The organism is Micromonospora sp. A200, assembly GCF_029893845.1.
Lineage (GTDB): Bacteria > Actinomycetota > Actinomycetes > Mycobacteriales > Micromonosporaceae > Micromonospora > Micromonospora purpureochromogenes.
In genome coordinates this window covers 1-19,930 of record NZ_JARXXY010000055.1, presented here as the reverse complement: position 1 = coordinate 19,930, position 19,930 = coordinate 1, and the positions used below count along the sequence as shown (strand labels likewise).

Below are 19,930 nucleotides of genomic sequence, written 5' to 3'. Positions count from 1 at the left end.
TTTCAGGGTTAGCGCTGCTTGCCGAGGGTCAGCGCGGTGATCTCGCTGCCGAAGTGCTGTCGCAGGGCGGCGAGGACGTGCTCGCGGTCGTCTTCGGGGGCGCGGCCGGCGAGGTTGGCCACCGCGGCGGGTAGGCCGAGGGTCTTGCGGACGCGGGTGAAGCCGAGCAGCTCGCGCAGCTGCGGCGCCCAGGACACCCGCCCGGCGGCGAGGTCGGTGTTGAGGGCGATGGCGGCTTGCACGGCGGGTGCGGGGACGCCGAGGTGGCGGGCGAGGTCCCAGTCGGTGGTGACCTCGATGTGCACGTCGAACCGGGACGCGAGCGCTTCGGTCAGGATGGCGCCGTGTACGCCGGGGTTGTGCCCGGCGATGACGTAGAACCCGTTGACGGCGTCGACGCGTTCGTTGCGGTAGCCGGGGATGGTGATGACCCGCCGGCCGTCCATGGCCGGGTAGAGCACGGCGAGGACCTTCGGCGCGATGAGGGTGGCGTCGTCGACCAGCAGCGCCCGCCCCTCGCGCATCGCGGTGACGAGGGGGCCGTAGACGAATTCGAAGCCGCCGTCGGGGAGGGGGATGAAGTTGCCGAGGAAGTCCTCCACGACGGTGTCGCCCGTGCCCGCGACGGTGAGCAGGTCCGGGAAGGCGGCCTCGACGAGGGCGGTCTTGCCGGTGCCGGGCGGGCCGTAGAGCAGCACGGGGATACGCTTTTCACGTAGCCGGCGCAGCACGTCCACATCGGTGGCTCCCGCGAGTTTGCGGGGGAAGTACAGGTCGCCGTTGGGGCGGGTGACTGGCTGCCGCCGTCCTGCCCCGCGGCCACTGCGGGGTGTACGCGGGGCAGGGGGTGGCATCGCGCCGGCGGCGTCGATGCCCGCCTTCGTGATTTGGAAGCGGTGCGGCTGTGTGTGGTGGGTGGCGTAGCCGGCGGCGGCCATCTTCTTCAACGCTTCGAATACCGCGCCGGTGGAGCGGGCGGCGATGGCGGTGGTGATTTCGCCGACCTTGAGACATTGGTCGGGTTGGCTGGCGAGGTAGGCGGCGACCTGCCGGTAGAGGTAGCCGGGACGGCGGTCGCCATCGGGGCCGCCCCGCAAGGGGTCGGTGGTGGCGGGCGGGGTTGCAGGGTCCATGCGGGGTCTCCTGTTGTCAGGGATGGGGCCCGCGCACCCGTCTCCGGGTGCGCGGGCAGACGTGGTGCGGTGTCCGCGCGGCGGAGACGGCGGTGACGGGCGCGGCCCTGTGCAGGGACGGCCAGCGACCTCCGTGAGGTTTGTGCAGCAAGCAAGGCCGGCAGGGGTGTGCCGGTCTCGGTCGCCGTCACCGACCGGTGGGCGACGACAAGGAACGCACCCGCCCGCGGATCGATCAAGTCGACTGGGTGCGGGGGTGCGCGGAGGGGTTAGCGGCGGCGGAGGGTGACCTCGCTGCGGGGGCGGCGGGAGATGTGCACGGTCAGGCCGAACACGCTGCCGTCAGACAGTTCCAGCCACACACCGCGGTCGAGTGTCATCACGCCGGCGTCGCGGTAGACGCGGGCCGAGGTGATGGTCACCGGGGTGCCGTCGTCGTGGGTGAGCTGGGGTAGGTCGGCGTCGTCGCAGAGCTGGTCCAGGTCGGCGCTGGTGAGTAGGTGCCGCACCAGGGCCTGCAGGATCTCCTCGTGGGCGTACTCGCCGAACTGGTCGTCACGGTCATCGAGCATGGTCGTGGTCCTTCTGGTCAGGTAGGTCACGGCGGAGGGGGCTTGGTTAGTCCTCGGGCGTCGGCTGGCTGGCCGGGTCGGGGATGTCACCGGCGATGTGGTCGCAGTCACAGGGGTGCACGGCGGTCCAGGTCCAGGCGCGGCCCATGACCGTGTACCGGCCCTGCGCGTCCGGGGCGATGCGGTGCACTGCTGCCGGGTCGTGGTGGATGAGGGTCTCGTCGACGTCGATGACGTCGCCGTCGAAGCGCATCCGGGCCAGGGATTCGTCCAGCAGCCGCTCCCGCCGCGCCTCAGGGACATCCTCTTCAGCGAGGGTTTGCCGGTAGCGGTCGCGGGCGGCCTGCTGGTCGGCGACGATCGCTTCCGCCACCGCTCGGGTGCAGGTGAACTTCGCCCACCCGTTCCAGGTGTCGACCAGGGTTCCGACGAACCCGACCGGGATGCGCATCTGCCCGTCGGCGTTCGGCGTCCACGCCCAGTCGCCGGCGAACACGCCCGGCCCGCCGAGGCGCACGCGGTCCGGGTGCAGGTGGCTCAGGTCCCGGTCGTCGCCGGTCGGGGACAGCACGAGGCGGCACTGTCGGGCCACCTCGTCGGTGAGCGCCTGGTCGAAGCCGTCGCACCACGCCCACCGGGTCTGGTCGCAGCGGGTGCCGGGCAGGTCCTCCCACGGCGGCGCGCCGGCCGCAGCGGCCTCGGCGTACCGGTCCCGATCCTGGCTCAGGCAGTACCGGTCGGCGGCGGGAAGCCCGTCGAGCACCGCTGGGTCCCCGTCGTCGATCCCGGCGAGGATCCGCTGGGCGGGGCCGGCGGCGTTGCCCGCGGCCCGACCGCCGAGGACGTCCTGCGCCCACCACTGCGCCGCTGAGCGTCCGGCCGCGGCGCCGGCCGCGCGCATCGCGTCGAGCACCTGCTGCCAACCCGCGTCGCTGCTCTCGTGACCGGTGAGGGCACGGATGCGGTCACCGGCGTCGCGCTCGCCGGGTGGTCGGTAGGTCATCGCCGCGTCACCTGGGCGGACAGGAGCTGCCACGACCAGCCGGGCACCGGCACGTCAAGCAGCAGCAGCCCGTCAGCGTCGCGGCGAAGCCGGTAGGGCCGCTCGCCGTGGCTGCCGGGCATGACCAGGTCGAACTGCGGGCCCGCCAGGCGCAGCCACGGCACCTGCCGCCCCGCCTGCACGGTTGTGGGGGCGGTGGCGGCGGTGATCGCGCCAGCGGTGGCGTCGCTGAACCGCAGGACCGTCGCCGTGCTCAGGTGCGGGGCCAGGCAGATCTCGGCGTCCAGGCCGGTGCGGGCGTCCGGCAGCCACAGGCGACACGCGTGCCAGCGGTGCCCGTGCGTGCGGTAGCCGCCGCAGCCCAACACCCGCGCGTCCGAGTCCGGGTCGAGCCAGTGCCCGCCCGAGTCCGGGTCGAGCAGGTGTCGGCTGTGGCGCAGCCAGCGACCGTGACAGGTCGCCTCGTACACCACGACGGTGTCGGTGGCGACGTCGATCAGGTACATCCATTCGAGGTAGCCGTCGATCGGGTCGTCGACCCGGCCGCGGCGGATCCCGTCCTGCAGGCCGGCGGTGACGCCGACGCCGGGAACCGGCCGCTGCCCGTTTCCGCGTGCGGGGTGGCGGGGGTAGTCGAGGGTGAGCCAGTCGTGGCGTAGCAGCGCCTCGCCCGTGGCGAGGGTGCGCCGGTCGAAGGTGTGCTGCCAGATGCGCCGCAGCTGCGGCAGCACCTGTGCGGGGTCACCGCCCCAGTGCAACCAGCGCACGGCGTAGGCGCCACCGGAAGCGGTGACACCGATCAGGGTGGAGCAACTCACGATGGAACCTCCATCAACGGTGTGAGAACCCCGGGCCCGGCGGGTCCGGGGGGCGACAGGGAGCGCCTGGTCTGCCTGCCCGAGGCGCGGGATCAGGCGACGATGCGGCGCACGGCGGCGAGCTGGCTGGCCCACGCCGACAGGCGGCTGATCTTGACGACGTCGCCGCTGTGCGGGGCTTGAACGATCAGTCCGTCACCGAGGTACAGGCCGACGTGGCCGGGCTGGGCGGGGCTGCCGCGGCTGCCGGGGATGAACAGCAGGTCCCCCGGGCGCAGGTCCCGGTGGTCGGTGGCCGGCTGGCCGGCGTGGACTTGTTCGCTGGTGGTGCGGGGCAGGGTGATGCCGGCGGCTCGGTAGGCCTGCTGCACCAGCGAGGAGCAGTCGCACTGGCGCGCCGGGATGCCGGAGTGCGGTGCGGTGCAGTCCCCGCCGAAGGTGTAGGGAGTGCCGCGCTGGGCCAGGGCCCAGCTGATCGCCGTGGCGACCGGCCGCGCGGTGCCCGACGGGAGCGTGAACCCATCCGGTAGGGGAACCTGCTCGCCGCCGAGCTGGCCGTCGCCGGCGTCGAACAGGCACAGCGGGTTGCTCATCGCCTGCTCCAGCTCGGCGGAGACCGGGCCGGCCGGTGTGCCGCCGGTGAGGACGCGGACCAGGGCGATCGCCTCGTGCTCCCACTTCGCGTACGCGCCGGGGTAGGCGGATCGCTGCACCGCCTGGGCGGCGTCGGTCAGCGCCATGGCCTGCCACCCGTCGACGGCCAGCAGCGCCTGGTAGAACCGGTCGGCGGCGTAGCGGGGGTCCCGGAGTTGGGTGGGGGTGCCCCACCCTTCGGAGGGGCGCTGCTGGAACAGCCCGACCGAGTCGCGGTCGCCGCCGGGCAGGTTGCGCAGCGTGGACTCCTGCATCGCGGTGGCCAGGGCGATGACCCACCCGCGCGGCGGGACCTTCAGGTCCGCGCCGACGGCGACGATCACCGCGGCGTGGGCTGTCTGCTCGCTGGTCCACCCGCCGGCAGTGGCAACGGGTGGGGAGACGGTGATGCCCGCCGGCAGAGGCTGCCCGTCGGCCGCCGCGCGGTAGCAGGCGGCCGAGGCGGTGCCGCCGCCGGTGAACAGCGCCCCGATCCCGGCCGCGCACAGCAGGAGCAGGGCCACCACCGCGGCGGCGACGGCGCCGAGCGCCCGGGCGGTCACCGCGGTGTCCCCGGCGCCGACACCAGCGCGCAGGGTGCCGTCGCCGTCGTGCGGGAAGCGGGGCTGCGTGCCGGGTCCGGGCCGGGTGAGGGGCTGACGCAGTCGCGGAGCGGGTAGCGGCCCAGCTGGTGCCCGTCGTCGGTGTGCACGGCGACCGTGTCGGTCGCCGGGTCGAGGAGGTAGATCCACTGCGCGTCGAGGTGCCCGGCCCGGCACAGTGGGAACACGGTGACCGGCTCCGGCGTGTCCACGGCACAGTCGGCGCCCGTCAGGGGGATGCCGACGCCCGGCACGGACTGCTGTCCCATCCCGGAAACGGTGGTGGCGGTGGTGGCGGGGTCGAGGTACTCCCAGTCGCGGGCGAGTACGGCGTCGATCAGCGCCCGGGTGTCGCGGTGCGTGTGCGCGGCCCAGATGGCGGCGAGGGTGGGCACGACAACGCCGGGGTGGCCGTCGACGAGCACGAACCGGGCGTGTACGAGGTGGGGGTTCGCGGGGTCGGTGGTGCCGACGAAGCAGGGGGTGTTCACGAGACAGGACTCCTTACGGGGATGGGGTTTTCGGCGATGTCGGATGCGAGCTGCTGGCGGCGACGCAGGGGGCCGTGACAGCCGGCGCGGTGCAAGGCCGTGCGAGCGGCGGGTGCGGGATCAGTGCCGTGGCCGCAGTGCAGGTGCGGCTGTGGCAGCGCCGCGTCGTGGCAGGCGCCGCGGCCGTGCGGCGGTAGGCGCGGGGGCGCCTTCGGGTGCCCGCTCCTGGGCCCGGTGAGGGCGGGGCCTGCTGGCGGTGGCGACCGCCGGGGGTTGTTACGGCTGGTCGCGTCGTGTGGTGGGCGGCCAGGGGGCGGGCTTGGCGCGCCAGCCGAAGATCGGGTCGGTGGTTTCGACCGATCCGCAGCGGGTGCACCGGACGTAGGTGTCCTCGCCGTAGCCGGCCATGGACGGCACCTCGTCGCCGACGACCTCGTCGACCGCCCCGCACACCCGGCAGCGGATCGACGCGCCGTCGCGCCCGCACACGCCGAAGATCGGCTCGTCGTCGGCGTCCGGCGGCACCTGCGGGCCGGTCATGCCGTGTCCGGGCGGGCGCCGCCCGGCAGGTGCCCGGCGGTGGCGGCCAGCAGCGCGGTCAGCCCGCAGTAGGTGGCGGGAACGTCCTGCGCGTCTGGTCGGTCATCGACGATCAGCACGGGGTGGTCCTCGCCGCGCGGGCGGGTGAGCTGGTAGACGCGGCCGTCGGTGTCGACGGCGTCGATGCGGCGGACCTGCCGTGGCTGACCGTCGGTGGTGAGGATGTCGTCGTAGCAGGCGGCCCAGGCCACCAGACGCGCGTCGGATGCGGTCGCCCGGATCAGCCCGAGGATGGTGTCGAGGGCGGCCCGGTAGGGCGTGGGCGTGTGCGGGTGGTGAAGGCCGGCGGCGAGGCGGTGCAGCAGCGCGGGCAGGCCGGTCGGTTCGGTGAGCAGGTCGTCGCGGCGCAGCGGGAACTCCAGGCTGCGCATCTCGCGCATCGGTGACGGCCCGCCGGTGTGCAGGGGCCGGTCGTGGATGAGCAGCAGCGTCGCGGGCTGGCCCCAGCCCAGCGTGTCGGCGTCGGCGTCGACGGCCAGGAGGCAACCGGCGAGGGTGCGCACAGCGGGAATGGACAACACGGGATCTCCCTTGTCAGGGGCAGGAAAGGGAAGGACCCCGCAGCCGGTGGCTGCGGGGCCCATCTGGGTCGGGCGGGATCAGCGGTGGTCGCGCCGGTGGGGGCGCGCGGGATGGTCGGCACTGGCGGCCGGGGCGAACATGCACGCCGGCTACCTGCTGGTCGCCGCAGTCCATTGGTGTCGGAGCAGGCGGAGGGTGCTGGTCTGCCCGAAGGGAACTGCGGCGGTCGGCGGGTGCCGGTCAGCGGTAGTGGCGGTCGCGGCTGCGCCGCTGCGGCGGTGTGCCGCGGGGGCCGTAGGCGCACACGCCACCGCCGGAGCCTTTGGCCTGGTACATGGCGGTGTCGGCTTCGGCGAGCAGCTGTCGGGGGCTGGCGTGCGGGTCGCGGGTGTGGGTGTAGCCGACCGAGGCGGCGACGGGGATGTCGCCGGTGCCCGCGCGGATCGGGGCGGCGGCGATGACCTGCCAGGCGGTGTGGGCCGCGTCGGCGGTGTCGTCGTCATCGCCGGACACGAGCAGGGCGAACTCGTCGCCGGAGAGCCGTGCCGCGACCAGGACCGGGGTGGGCATGCTGGCCAGGAGCCGGCCGACCTGCTCCAGCAGGACGTTGCCGGTGTCGTGGCCGAGGGTGTCGTTGACGGCCTTGAACCGGTCGAGGTCGAGCAGCACCACCCCGACCGGCGTGCGGTCGGGGAGGGCGGCGCGTAGGCGGGTGAGGAACAGCCGCCGGTTGGGCAGGCCGGTGATCTCGTCGTGGGTGGCCTCGTACCGGGCTGTCTGGAGGGCTTGCTGCTGCCACCAGAGCAGGGCGCCGGCGAGGGACAGGCCGGCGAGGATCCCGCCGGCGGCGATAGCGGTCGTGTGCAGGATGGGAGACACTCGAAAACGCTCCTTGTGTTGGAAGGAGCACCGGGGGCGGGCGTGAGGCGACCAAACTTCGACGCCCGCCCTCGGGCTGCCTGACAGGTGGAGTCACTGACCGCCGATGGCGGGGGCGAGTTGGTACGTGGCCGGGCGTTCGACGGTCTGCACGGCCTGGCCGTCGGCGACGAGCTTGGTTGCGGCGTTGGCGACGGCTCCCGCGCTGGCCTTGGCCGCGCCGGTGCCGACGTTCGCGGCGTCGATGAGCCGGCACAGCTCACCGGTCTTGTAGGCCCGGTCGGGGTGCGCCTCGAGGATGTCCAGGATCGCTCCGCGCAGCGACCCGCCGATCCGGCGCGACCCGCCCGACGATCCGGTGGGCGCTGCGCCGCCGGCGTCGGGACAGTCGGACGGCGTCGAGGGGGAGGGGTCGGCTGGCGGGTCACCGGCGGGGGTGCCGTCAGGCTCCGGCACGGCCTGCGCGTCCGGATCGGTCTGCGGCGGTGCGGGCGCGCCCGGGTTGGCCGGGGTGTCCGCCGCCTGGGCGGCGGGGTGTGCGTCCCCGTCCTGGCTCGGCTCCTGCGCGGCCTCGGGGGGCGCGGCGGCCGGGTCGGGTGCGGCCGTAGTGGGTTGCGGCGTGGCGGTGGCGGCGCGGCCGGCGTCGGTGAGTCGCCACAGGGTGCGGCCGTCGTCGGTGCGGAATCGCTCGGCCTGTCCGGAGCCTTCCCAGGCGCGCAGCTTGGGGGTGGTGGTGGAGTAGCCGAGGCCGGCGTGCTCGGCGACCGTCGCGGCGGTGGCCTCGCCGAGTTCGGCCAGCGCCGCCAGCACCTTGAACGCGCTGTGCGCGGGGACGGTTTCCGATGGCGTGTCGGTCATGGGCGCTTCTCTTTCGTCGTGTGGTTCCTGCGGGTTGAGGTCCGCGCACTGATCCACGCTTCGGTCGCCGCGGTGATCAAGTGCTCGGACCGGATCTCGGGACGGTGGTCCTCCCGCGCCGCCAGTGCCCGGCATCGGCCTGTCGCCCGGCATCGGCCTGTCGGCCGGCACGGGGCAGGCCCGCCGGCTGGGGTCGCTACGGGCGGGCGCCGCCGGAGGCGGTGTGGGCACGCGCCGGCTGGTCCGGCAGCCGGTGAGAGGCCGGGGCGAGGACCCTGCGGGCGTGCTCGGCGAGGTGGTCCATGCTCAGCCGCAGACGGGCCGGCAGCGGCATGTGGTGGTGACTGGTGAAGCGGACCTGTTGGAACCGGCGCTATTTGGAGCGGAGGCTTCCGGTGGGGGAAGAGGGAAAGGGCGGCCTGTTGCTGGCCGGGCTCGGGTGCACGCCCCAGCCCCGGGCGGTGGCCCGCGGCGCCCTCCACAGGGGGCGTGGAGATGCCGTGCGGTGGGGTCAGGTCGGCCACTGCTGGCGGGCGCCGGCTCGCGTAGCGGCAGTCGGAGATGGTGTCCGTGTGCGGGGGCGCGCCCGCCCCGTACCGGATCGGCCGGCGCGCCCGGTTCGAGTGCCGCGTCTCGGCCCCTGGTGGCTGGGACGTCGATCAGGCGCGCGCCCTGGTGAGCAGGCGGCGCAGGCAGGCCGGGATGACGCTGGCCGGCAGTCGTGCCGGTGGGTCGTCCTGCACGCCTCATGGTGATTCGACGCCGCGGTACCGCAGCATCTGGTCGTGGCGGTCGTCAATATACGGGCGGTGAGTGGCCGCACGGCCGAGCAGGGCCGGCCGCTCCTATTTTTCGCAAGCCCTGGCCAGACGCGGAGCGGCCGTCACGAGAGAATGAGCGCTCGATCGCAGAGATGAGGCCCCTGGTCGAAGCTGTGCTTGCGACAGGGGTAGGCGCTGAGCTCGCCCGTCCTCGCTCGTATTGCCGACTTGCGTGGGCCAGGGGGCAAACCGCCGGTTAGGGGCGGCTGGATCCAGCTACTCACAGATGCTTCACTCCTTTGGCTGGCACCTGCGGGGCAGCAGCCCCGCATCCGGGCGTCCTAACATGACGATCATGGGCGGTGCGCTTCGCAGGAATCCCGCGCTGCTCGCCTGTCTGGCGGTCGCGGTCGCGATCTTCGGCTGCGGCTGGGCCATCAAGGACAGCAGCGATGATTATCGGCGAGCGTTGGATGCTGGGGAGGCGGAGCTGGATCGGCTGCCGCTGCCGTCTGATTGGCAGGTGACGAAGCCCCCGCGGCTTCCTAACCGAGGTCGTGTGGTGGAGACCTTGGGCTGGGGCCGTACCTACCAAGCGGCCCGGTCGAAAGGTTCCTCGCCGCGATCTGGGCATGGTGTTGCTGGTGTGTACGAGATCTTTGTCAGGGCGGCCGCATCGGCCGGGTACCACGGGGTGGAGGACCATCGCGAGCTTGACCTCGACTGCCCGGGCATCTGCGGCCTCTTCAACAAGGGCCAGTACGAGTTGGCCGTGTTGGTTGAGGGGGGTTGCTCTGCTCTACCCTCGATGCCAGCCTCAGCAGCGAGGAGCACCTCGAGTTCTGCTGTTGTGGAGCCGGGGTGCGTAACCGTTGACGTCTCGTTGAGGGTCACCGGGTAGATCCGTCAGCCGCGCAGGTTCCGAGACTGGACAGTCGGGTGCCGGATGATGTGACGCTGTCAATTGTTCGTGTAGTGGTGCCGTGGGTGACTGGCTGAGCCTCGTCTGCTGGGCCTGCGCGTGTCTGGGCGTGGACACGCACTAGCCGGGCGGCGCGCCTGGTTGTCCCAGCGGTACAGGGATCAGGGCGCACCGTCCGGGCGGTTTGTCGTGCGGTTAGAGGGCGACCGCGAGTAGCCGCTGGTCCGGCTCGACGGTGTCGAGGTAGCGCAGCGCCTGCTCCAGGTAGGTCACCCGGTGGGCGAGGGCGTCACTGGCCGGCGCCAGCTTGCGGCCGTCGGCGGTGAGCAGCGCGTCACCGGCAAAGGCGCTGGTGGCGTGGTAGTGCTGGTAGGCCATCTGGCCTGCCTGATACATCTCCAACTCGCCCGGGTTGGGCTGGCCGGTCCCAGGCGTCGCCGCGGCGTGCATCCGCATCGCGTTGACGCGCGGCTGCGCGTGGAAGTCCGCCGTGGCAACCTCCAACGGGTACTTCTGCGGGTCGGTGAGGTGGCGGCTTGCGAACACCGGCCACGGGGTGGCCGGGCGGGTGCCGTGCACGACCTGCTGCCAGACCTGGTAGCGAATCCCCGCGCCGACGCCAGCGGCGTGGCGCATGCCTTGCAGGTCCAGCAGTCTGACCGGTCCGCCCGCGCACGAGGCGGGGCGGCCCTTGCGCAGGCTGATCATCTGCTGGCGCTGCCACAGCCGCAGCTGCGGAACAGCCCAGAACAGAGGCGTGAGGGTGCCGGCCACCCCGAACTGCGTGTGCAGATGGCGCGCGGTGAGCGCCTCGGCGGGCAGCTCGTCGGGCAGGCAGACGATCATCGTGGCGATGGTCGGCGCCGGCGTGACGGTCGGTGCGGCGGTGGTGGCCTGGGTGGGAGCCGGTCGGCGCGCGGGCGCGGAGGTGGCCTGCACGGTGGCCGGTCGGGTCGGCATGGCGGGCACGCGGCTGCCGTGACGGGTCAGCGGGGTGCCGTGGAGAGCGGACATGCGCAGGTCCTCCTTCGTCGGGTGCGTGTAAGCACGCGGGATCGACCGGCCCACCGGTGCATGGGTCGGGTCAGGGCAAAATGGGGGGAGAAGGTGGTGCGGGTGGTTGGTGCGACCTCGAGGGCCGTCGCGCGGGGCGCGTGCCGACCGGCCGAAGCGGGTGGGCGTCGCGTACCGCGGGGTGCGGCGGGGTGTCCCTGAGGTGGGACCGAACCGGGGTGGAGCGATATGTGGGGTGTGGTGTTGCCGGAAACGGTAGCGGCGCGGTCTGTCAGCGCCTGCCGTGCGTGCCGTGGGCGCAGACCGCCGCTGAGCAGCACTGTCAGGCGCTTTCGCCGCCGGCGCCGCCTGGTGAGGCGGGCCGTCTGTCAGAACCGGTAGGTCTGACAGACAACCTGGTCGCCTGTGAGAAGGCGGAGGCGCTCACCGGGCCGCGCGCTATGCAGGCAGGCCGTGACCTGCGCTGTCAGATGCAGCTGGCGGGGCTCGGCAGGCCCTTTGAGCTAGTCATGGGTGTCGGGGTGGGTGAAGCGGTGCGGGTTGGTGGCGGGGTTGTCGGGGCCGTGGTCGCTGGGCAGCTCGTGCAGCCAGCGGCGCAGGCCCGGGTCGGTGGTCAGCGTCCAGGCCGGGCCGGGCGGGGTGTTCGTCGTGGACGCCGGTGGCCACCGGCATGGCGGTGGGCACGCCGGTCAGGGCGCGTAGGAGGTTGGCCTCCCGGCGGCGGCTGCGGACCCGCAGCAGGACGGGGTAGCGGGGTCCGAACTCGGCGAGGCGTTCGTAGGCGCGCAGCTTGCGCAGCACCCTGCCCAGGTTTTCGGTGTTGTTGTCGTGTTCGAGGAAGAATCCGACGCTGCGTTCGCCGACGGTCCAGACGCCGTGGGCGTCGGGGCGGATGTCGGCGGCGGCGTAGGCGGCGGTGGCGTGCTGCTCGGACCACCACCGCGCCAGTTGCGCGTGCGGGTCGGTGCGGGTGTAGGTGTGCAGGTCGACGAAGAGCTGGTTGACGCCGAGCAGGTGGCGCAGCTTGTGGCTGCCGACGATGCGTTCGGTGCGCTCGATGCTGCTGCGCGGCGGTCGCGCCGACGGCCGGTCCGGGTCGGTGTAGGCGCTCGGGTGCAGCACGGCGCCGAGGGGGCCGAGGGCGTAGAGGTACTGACTGGTGCCGGTGGTGACGTCCACGAAGCGGGTGACCGCGTCGATGGAGTGCAGCGCCGCGAGGCGCAGCAGGGCCGCCCGCCGCGACGGGAACAGCGCCTGGGCGATCTGGTCGGTGGACAGCAGGTAGTGCTCGGCGAGCCAGCCGAGTAGCTGACGGTCGCGCAGGGTCAGACGACGCAGGAGTTGCAGGCGGTCCTGGCGGGTCGGACGGCGCGAGGACGTGGAGCGGCCGGGCGAAGAGAGCGCGGAGGAGTGGGGGTGAGGGGGGTCAGGACGTTGCGGTTGGGAGGGTTCGGCGGACATGCGGGTTCCCTTCAGGCAGGAGGGAGGGTCCCCTCTGTGGGAGGGGTGTCTGGAATTGGTGCACGCCGTGGCCGTGGCTGGTCACGGCGGGTGCGCAGCACTGACAGGCCGACCCGAGCCGTTCTGGCAACGGCACAGAGTTGACGGTGGTGAAGGGGTGGTGATGCGCTGACCGAAGGGCATCGCGGCCTCGATGTGGCCGCCTTGACAGACGTCGAGGCGCTGGTCCTGCTGGGCTGTTGAGCTGGGGTCAGGAGACGCCTCTGGCGCCCTTGGCCCTTGCGCCTTTGCCGTCGCGGGTCTGGGACCACCGGTCGACGAGGGCGTCGATGGCGCTGGTGTTCTGCGCCTCGACGGTCCGTGCGACGGTCTCCCGGATCGCGGTGGCTTCACCCACGGCCGGCTGCGGTGGGCGGGTGCGCAGCGTGAACGCCGGTGTCTGTCGGCCGTCGACGACGAGGCGGGTAGCGGCGGTGTAGGCGTCGAGATGCGTCAGGTCGTGCTCGTCGAGCTCGGGCAGGGTGTGCCGGGCGAGGACGCGGGCGTCCTCTGGCGCGCACGAGAAGTAAATCTTGTTGCGGGCGTTCGCGGACGCCGCGGCGAGCAGGTCCTTGGGGAACTGGGCGAGGTCCTGATGTGACAGGACCAGGGACAGGCGGTACTTGCGGGCCTCGGCGAGCATCGTGTCCAGGCTGTTGGCCAGGGTGAGGAAATTCTGCGCCTCGTCGATGATCAGCGTGGCGTCGCGGCGCTTCTCCGGGGCGGTCTTCGCGCGGGCGGTGGCAGCCTGCCATACCTGCGCCAGGATCAGGGAGCCGAGCAGTTTGCTGGTGTCCTCGCCGAGCTGGCCCTTCGGGATCCGGACGAGCAGGGCACCGCCGTCGAGGACCTTGCCCATGTCGAAGCTGGATTTCGGGTAGCGCATGGTGCGTTTGACGAAGTCGCGCAGCAGGAACGCGCGCAGGCGGGCGAGGACGGGGCCGATGACCTGGGAGCGCAGGGCGGGGTTGAGTTCGTCGTACCACTGCCAGAAGCCGGACAGGCCGGCTGGGTCGTCGAGGTTGACGGTCATCGCCGACCGGAACTGCGCCGAGTTGAGCAGGGGTGGGATGTGCTGCAGGGTGACGTTCGCGTGCCGGAGCAGGGTCAGGCAGGCCACCCGCATGACGTCGTCCATCCGGGGTCCCCATGCCTTGGCGAAGATGTTCCCGAAGATCGACACGAGATTGTCCACGACCAGGTCGGGATCGTCGCCGGACAGCGGGTTGATCGTCGGGGGGTTGGGCTGGTCGGGGTCGAAGATGACGAGGCGGTCCGCGGCTGAGGCGGGGAGCCGGTCGAGGATGTCCAGGACCATGTCGCCGTGGGGGTCGATGACGACGGTGCCGCGGCCGGCTTTGATGTCGTCGACGGCCATGTTGACCAGCAGCGTGGTCTTCCCGCTGCCGGTGGATCCGACGACGTGCAGGTGGTAGCGGGCGTCGGGGACGGTGAGGGCGACGCCGTGGCCGCCGACCTGCGCGTCGCCGATCATCTTCGTGCCGCGCCCCCCGCTGGGAACGGCGATCGGGGCGGGCATGGACTTGGCCCGGGCCCGGTCCAGGCCCGGCACGGCCAGGTCTCGGGGGAGGGCGGCGAGGGCGGCGAGTTCGGGGGTGGAGGTGAGGAACCCGGCGCCGAGGCGCCGCTGGGCGAGGACGGCGGCGGGTTGGGGCAGGCGGGTGCGGTGGGTGAGGCGGTTGCGGCCGGAGTAGACGGCGAAGGACGACGCGACCGTGTCGGCGATGCCCCGCAGCCGGGGCCGCTGGTCGCTGCCCGCGCGTCGGTTGTCTTTGCCGATGGCGTAGCGCACGGCGGTCTCCCACAGCGGGTGGGTGGTCTTGTCGAGGATGGCCCGCACATCGCGTTCCACTGCTGGGTCCCGCCGCTGGCCTGCGGCAGAGACGGACCGTCGGGCGGAAGAGCCGGGCTGGAAGACCTCGATGAGCCAGAGCAGGGGCGCGGCCGGGTTGATAGTGGGAATGGCGGTCTTGCCGTCGCGCAGCCGGGCGGCGGCGCGGCGGGCGCGCGCGGCGCGGCGGGGTGCGGCGGGGCGGGTGAGGATCTGCACGCAGGCGTACTCGTCGGCCCGTAGCTGGGAGCCGGCGGACATCAGCGCCCGCAGCGGGTCGTTGTCGTGGTCGGTGTGCAGTGGAAGCCATTCGGCGGCGGTGGGCAGCAGGTGTCCGCCTACTGCCGCCGGCACGTCGATGGGCATCGGCGGTGGAGGTGTGTCGTCGGTGGTGCAGGCGGCGCCCGGCCAGGCGGCGCGGACGGCGGCTTCGACGGCGCCGGGTGCGACGGTGCCGGGCACCCACACGGAGATGAGCAGCCGCCGCCCGGTCCAGGTGTACTGCCACACCACGTGCGGGCTGCCGTAAAGCCAGCGGCGACGTCGAGAAGGGGTGAGAGTGCCTGCGAGGTTCGCCCACAACGCTGCCGCGCTGTGGGGGTCGACCTCTGGTGGCGGGGCGATGGTTGTCAGGCGGGCGCCGTCGGCGTGCCGGCGGTGCCGCCACAGGGCGAGCAGGTTGCGCCCGGCGACGAAGACCACGAGGGCGGCGGCAGCCACGGCCAGCAGCCACGGCCGCTGTCCGGCCCAGGCGGCGGCATCGAGGATCCAACGGCTAAGCCCGGTCGGGGGCACGACGAAGCCGGCGCCCGGCCCCGAAGGGCCAGGCGCCGGCGTGGGCGGGGATACAGCCGTGATGGCTCCGACGGATCTGGTCACAGGTCGTCTCCCTCGTCTAGGTCGGCGAGGTCGCTCGGGCGGGTGGTGCAGAGCTGGTGCTCGGTGTCGGAGGCGATGGCCTCGAAGCTGGTCCGGTTGGTGCCGGAGATCAGCAGGCCGGTGCCGACGCGGGCGGCGAGCAGGAGCCGCCGTTCCCCGGCGGTGAGGCCGAACGCGTCGCCGATGGCGTCGATGGCCTGCGGGGCCTGCTTGAGCAGCACCTGGGTGGCGGCGTTCGCGACGACGGCGTGGCCGAGGTCGGTGCCGAGGACGTCGGCGACGTCCTGGGTGATGACGGTCAGGCCGGCGTGGCGCTTGCGGGCGGCTTTGGACATGCGGAACAGGAACCGGGCGCCTTCGCCGTCGCGCATGAGCAGCCACGCCTCGTCCACCACCACGAGGCGGCGGGCGGGCAGCCGGCTGGGGGCGTCGACCTGCCGCCAGATCGCGTCCAGGGCGATCAGGGTGCCGACACCGCGCAGCTCGTCGGGAAGGTGCCGCAGCGACCACACCACGAGGTGCCCGTCGGGGCGGATGGTGCTCGGCCCGTCGAACAGGTCCGAGAACGACCCGTGCACCCACGGGGCGAGGCGGGCGGCGAGCTGCCGAGCGGCGGGGTCGGCGTCGGCGTGCAGCCGGTCGGCGAGGTCGCGCAGAAGCGGGGCGGGCCGGTGGTGGGTGGCGGGGTCGGCGGTGATGCCCGCCGCCCGGTAGACGGCCAGGATCGCCCGGTCCAGGGCCGCCCGCTCCGCCGGGGGCGGCTGCTGGCCGAGCAGCACCGCGATGAGGGTGTGCAGGAACAGGCCTCGGCGGGTGAGCACGTCGGGGCGGGTGTCCCCGGCGGGCAGGTCGAAAGGGTTGACCTTCACCCCGGCCACGCCGAGGCGGACCACGGTCCCGCCGACGGCGTCGGCGAGGCGCGGGTATTCGTCTTCGGGGTCGATGACGGCGACCTGCACCTGCTGGTAGAGGTTGCGCAGGATCTCCAGCTTCACGAAGTACGACTTCCCGGCCCCGGAGCGGGCCAGGACCACGCAGTTGTAGTTCTCCTGCGCCCAGCGGTCCCACCAGACGATGCCGCCGGAGTCCGGGTTGACGCCGTAGAGGATGCCGCCTTCGGCGGGCGGGTCGCCGGGCAGCGGCGCGGGCAGGTCCGCTGACGCGAGGGGGAACGCGGCGGCGAGGGCTTGGGTGTCCATGGTGCGGCGCATCTGCAGCAGGTCCGTGGCCAGGGGCAGGGTGGTGGTCCAGCCGGCGAGGTGCCGCCAGGTGGCCGGCTGCACCTCGATCAGCGTCGACGCGGCGGCGGCTTTCACCTGCGCGCACGCGTCGCGGAGTTCGTCTTCGGTGCGGGCGTGCACCGTCAGGTACAGGCCGACGCGGAACAGCTTCGCCACGCCGCGGGCGAGTCGGTGGGCGAGATCGGCGGCGTCGTCCGCGGCGGCGTCCACGTAGGGGTCGGACAGCTTGCCGGCCTCGGCGTCCGCGCGGCGCGAGGACTCGAAGCGGGCGCGCTGGTGGCGCAACCGGGACGCGGCGACCGGGGCGGGCAGCGGTTCGATGTGTAACGCCAGGTCGAGGCGGCCCGGCCAGGACAGCAGCGGCTCCAGCCAGGCCGGGCCGACCTCGGCGGGGTAGCCGGTGACGACGAGGGTCGCGGCGTAGCCGTCGCCGACGCGCAGCATCCGCGGGGTCACCTCGACCGAGGCGGGAGCGACGGTGGCCGCCAGCGTCGAGGGCTGGCGGCCACCGCTGGTGGACGTGCGGGAACGGGTGCGGGCTTTCATCGGGGGCGCTTCTTTCTGTCGGTGTGGATGTCCGGGCCGGTGATGACGGTGTCGGGCGCGGCGAGACCCCCGGGTCGGGGCGGGCGGTAGGGGTCTGCGGCGGCGGCGATCGCCGCCGTCACCGCCGCCCCGTCGAGAGCCCGGGTGCTCACGCCGAGCCCGGACAGGGCGCGGACGGTGTCGTCGGCGCGGCGGCGCGCGGCGTGCTCGCCCCGCTCGCCCGCGCCGGTGCGGGTGACGATGAGGACCTGCCGGCGCAGCGGATCCCTGCCGGTGGCGAGGTCGTCGAGGAAACGGGCGTGGTCCGCTGCCGCGTCGGCCAGCGCCGGGTGCGCCACGGCGTCCGCCGCGGTGGCGAGGGTGCGGGCGGCCGAGTGCAGGTCCACCGGCTGCGCCGACACGACGATCTGCGTGGGCGTGGACAGGCTGTTGAGCCAGCGGCCGAAGGTGTCGACCAGAGCGGCCTGCTCGTCGGGAGTGCGCAGGGCCAGGTTGACGTTGGTGGCGGCGACCATCGCCGCCCGCGTTCCGCCGAGGCGGATCTCCCCGCCGTCGTCGATGGCGTCGGCGGGCAGCTTCAGCGGCGCCGGCAGCATCACCGGCGTCTTCGGTGCCTGGACCCAGTCGGGGGTCCTCGACGTCGTGTCGGTGGTCGACAGCGCCCGAGGCGCCCGCCAGTGGCGGACGGCGGCGAGCAGCCACACGTCCAGGGACAGCCCGTCACGGCGGCCGACCGCGACACCGAAGACCAGACCGCCGACGACAACGGCGGCGCCGACGAGCACCGGCACCGGCACGACGGTGTGCAGGCTCTGCCAGGCGCCGTAGAAGACGACGGCGGCGACGGCGAGGATCGCCAGCTGCCGGAAGGTCAGCCCGTAGGCGACCTTGTCGGGGGCGTCGACGTCGGCGGGCATCCGCGCCCGACCGGTGTGCTCGTTCATCGGCTCACCGCCCGAAGGCCCCGGCCGAGGCCAGGAACCGCGCGGGTGACCTGCTGCACCAGGATCACCCGCACCGCGGCGCCGACGATGTTCGCACCACCGCCGCCGCTAGGCGCGGAGACGAAGCGGCGCATCAGGGCAGGCACCCGCAGGGTGGTCCACAGCATGACCATCACCACGAACAGGTTGATCACCCCGCCCGGGTCGACCGGCAGGCCGAGCACGGGCAGCAAATTGTCGGGGTCGGTGAGCATCCACTGCCCGGCGTACAGGGTGAAACCCTGCACCACCGGCACCGCCAGGACGCCGGCGTAAGAGCGCCACCACAGGCGGGCCACCGGGTCGGTCTGCGGCAGCGCGTGACACGCCAGCGCCAGAGGGGCGAAGGCGGTCAGGACGAGCACGACGGCGAAGCGGACGATCACGCTGAACGCGGTGCCGGCCAGCAGCACCGCGATGATCGCCACGCAGATCACGAACAGCAGCACCGCGGTCTTGTCCTGCCCGGCGGCGATGTGCGTCTTGATCGCCCGCAGCGCGCCGTCACTGTCACCCTCGCCGGTGGTGAGGGCGGCGGTGAGGGCGTTGGCGAGGTCGATGAGCATGCCGCACCACAGCTGGGAGAAGTGCGCGGCGACGAACCCCACGATCAGGCGCGGGAGAAGGTCTTTGAACGTGTAGCGGGATCGTTCGTCGCCGCCGGCGGTCATGGTGAGCACCCCGGCGGCGACGAAGGCGAGGACGAAGACGGTGTCCACGACGAGCACCGAACGGCCGGTCAGGGCCTGCACCTGCGGCAGGGCGGTGACGTTCGGGGTGATCAGCAGCGCGCTGCTGATCACCCCGATCAGCGCGTCCAGGGTCGCGAGGATCGCCGCCGCCAGCCAGTCCAGGATCTGGTCGAGCAGCCACCCCATGGTCAGCCCCCAACGATGCCCTGGACGACCTGCAACAGGACAGGTGCGAGGATGGCCAGGCCGTAGCCGACCAGGGCGTTCTTCAGCGCGCCCTTGGCCTTGTCGACCTGCGCCGGGTCACCCCCGGCGGTCGCCCAGTAGACGCCGGCCAGGACGAGGAACAGGGTGGCCAGCGCGGCGAGGATGCCGATCAGCCACACCCGCAGGTTGTTGATCACCACTGGCAGCGAGTTCGCCGCCAGCACGGCAACGCCGGAGTCGGCGCGAGCGGCGGTGGGCACCGACAGCAACAGCAGCACCGCGCCGGTGACCGCGGCGACGCGGCCGACCAGGCGGGCGGTACGGGAGCGGGTGAGGGCACGAAGACGTGCCGGAGTGCGGGACATGGGCGGGTTCACCTCCGGCCCCACCCCATGCCAGGGGTGGGGCGTCGAAACGGCGGTCAGGGGCCGCCGCCGGGCGCCAGAGGCACGGACGTCATCGAGCCGCGACAGGTCCTCGGGAGGAGCACGTCCTCCCTGTCGGGTGTGGCGGGTATCGGTGAGGTGTCAGCGCACCAAGACGGCGCGGCACCCGAGGCGCCCGGCTCGCGCAGCCCCAACCTCGGGGCCCGGCGGCGGGCGGAACCCCCACGAGCGCCTCGTGCGGCGCCGCGGGAAATGTTCCGCACCCTCAAACCGGCGTTTGTCAGCTCTGGCGGACACCCCTGAACCTGACACGGGTCTGGCAACGCAGGCGCACATCTCAAAAGACCAGCTCAGACGCCACCGCAGCACGGACCCGTTGCGCTGCTGACAACGCGGGCCGCCGGCTGTCAGTTCTGACAAACCGGCGGTGGCGTCCCATGCCAGACCTCGCCAAGGTCTTCAGGCTCTGACAACCCTTGACATCCGAGCCACGGAGAGTGCGACCGACGGCTGGGTAGGCATGCGTCGGATCGCACCGGGTCCCGCGCCGCATCCGCGATCTGGCTCGGCCGTACCGCCACCCACCGCTGAACCCGGCCGCGGCCCAACGCGGGTGCTGCCTCGGCAGCGTCGCAAGCTTCGCGGCAGCGGGATGAGATGACTGTCGGCGTACGGCTCATCGTGCCCAGCCGGGTACGGCCGAACGTGCACAGGTCTGAAGCGGCGCTCAACGATTGACTAAGAGGTCCTAACAAAGTCGTACGACGTGTCGGTACGTGATGATGCAGGTGGCCAGGGCGAGGAAGGCTTCGTGGATGTCGTCGCGGCGTTCCCAC

Annotated in this window: 16 protein-coding genes and 1 pseudogene; all 17 read right to left on the bottom strand. The window is 72.8% G+C overall.

The genetic code is table 11. The features are described from left to right. Positions 1-8 precede the first annotated feature (8 nt). Entirely contained in the window at positions 9-1,133 is a 1,125-nt protein-coding gene (locus M2302_RS31035) for an AAA family ATPase (RefSeq protein WP_280841359.1), read from the bottom strand. A 269-nt stretch (positions 1,134-1,402) separates the two neighbouring features. Next, positions 1,403-1,705, bottom strand: a complete 303-nt coding sequence (locus M2302_RS31030) for a hypothetical protein (protein WP_280841358.1) — start codon at positions 1,703-1,705, stop codon at positions 1,403-1,405. Between the two features lie 46 nt (positions 1,706-1,751). Continuing rightward, positions 1,752-2,708, bottom strand: a complete 957-nt coding sequence (locus M2302_RS31025; RefSeq protein WP_280841357.1) for a DUF4314 domain-containing protein — start codon at positions 2,706-2,708, stop codon at positions 1,752-1,754. After that, the gene (locus M2302_RS31020; RefSeq protein ID WP_280841356.1) at positions 2,705-3,526 is read right to left on the bottom strand and encodes a hypothetical protein; all 822 of its coding nucleotides are present in this window, start codon (positions 3,524-3,526) and stop codon (positions 2,705-2,707) included. The genes M2302_RS31025 and M2302_RS31020 overlap by 4 nt, the downstream gene beginning before the upstream one ends. Positions 3,527-3,618: 92 nt before the next feature. After that, positions 3,619-4,722 (bottom strand): C40 family peptidase, encoded by a 1,104-nt coding sequence (locus M2302_RS31015; RefSeq protein ID WP_280841355.1) that lies wholly within the window; start codon positions 4,720-4,722, stop codon positions 3,619-3,621. Further along, positions 4,719-5,252: a hypothetical protein gene (locus M2302_RS31010; protein ID WP_280841354.1), complete on the bottom strand. Its 534-nt coding sequence runs from the start codon at positions 5,250-5,252 to the stop codon at positions 4,719-4,721. The genes M2302_RS31015 and M2302_RS31010 overlap by 4 nt, the downstream gene beginning before the upstream one ends. 276 nt (positions 5,253-5,528) lie before the next feature. Continuing rightward, positions 5,529-5,792: a hypothetical protein gene (locus M2302_RS31005; protein ID WP_280841353.1), complete on the bottom strand. Its 264-nt coding sequence runs from the start codon at positions 5,790-5,792 to the stop codon at positions 5,529-5,531. After that, on the bottom strand, positions 5,789-6,373 hold the full coding sequence (locus M2302_RS31000) for a hypothetical protein (RefSeq protein ID WP_280841352.1): 585 nt from the start codon (positions 6,371-6,373) through the stop codon (positions 5,789-5,791). Before M2302_RS31000 ends, M2302_RS31005 begins: the two co-directional genes overlap by 4 nt. Positions 6,374-6,614: 241 nt before the next feature. Beyond that, complete coding sequence (locus tag M2302_RS30995) at positions 6,615-7,253, bottom strand: GGDEF domain-containing protein (protein WP_280841351.1); 639 nt, start codon at positions 7,251-7,253, stop codon at positions 6,615-6,617. Between the two features lie 93 nt (positions 7,254-7,346). Next, positions 7,347-8,111: a MarR family winged helix-turn-helix transcriptional regulator gene (locus M2302_RS30990; RefSeq protein ID WP_280841350.1), complete on the bottom strand. Its 765-nt coding sequence runs from the start codon at positions 8,109-8,111 to the stop codon at positions 7,347-7,349. Positions 8,112-9,989: 1,878 nt separating this feature from the next. Then, entirely contained in the window at positions 9,990-10,808 is an 819-nt protein-coding gene (locus tag M2302_RS30985) for a hypothetical protein (RefSeq protein WP_280841349.1), read from the bottom strand. Positions 10,809-11,311: 503 nt separating this feature from the next. Then, positions 11,312-12,155 (bottom strand): annotated as a pseudogene (locus M2302_RS30980) (replication-relaxation family protein). 364 nt (positions 12,156-12,519) lie between these two features. Beyond that, positions 12,520-14,955: a DUF87 domain-containing protein gene (locus M2302_RS30975; protein ID WP_280841347.1), complete on the bottom strand. Its 2,436-nt coding sequence runs from the start codon at positions 14,953-14,955 to the stop codon at positions 12,520-12,522. An 80-nt stretch (positions 14,956-15,035) separates the two neighbouring features. Continuing rightward, on the bottom strand, positions 15,036-16,826 hold the full coding sequence (locus M2302_RS30970) for a DUF87 domain-containing protein (RefSeq protein WP_280841346.1): 1,791 nt from the start codon (positions 16,824-16,826) through the stop codon (positions 15,036-15,038). Then, the gene (locus tag M2302_RS30965) at positions 16,823-17,770 is read right to left on the bottom strand and encodes a PrgI family protein (RefSeq protein WP_280841345.1); all 948 of its coding nucleotides are present in this window, start codon (positions 17,768-17,770) and stop codon (positions 16,823-16,825) included. The genes M2302_RS30970 and M2302_RS30965 overlap by 4 nt, the downstream gene beginning before the upstream one ends. Further along, a complete protein-coding gene (locus tag M2302_RS30960) occupies positions 17,767-18,687 on the bottom strand; it encodes a conjugal transfer protein TrbL family protein (RefSeq protein WP_280841344.1) in 921 nt (306 codons plus the stop codon). The genes M2302_RS30965 and M2302_RS30960 overlap by 4 nt, the downstream gene beginning before the upstream one ends. A 2-nt stretch (positions 18,688-18,689) precedes the next feature. After that, a complete protein-coding gene (locus tag M2302_RS30955) occupies positions 18,690-19,073 on the bottom strand; it encodes a pilin (protein ID WP_280841343.1) in 384 nt (127 codons plus the stop codon). Positions 19,074-19,930: the final 857 nt, after the last annotated feature.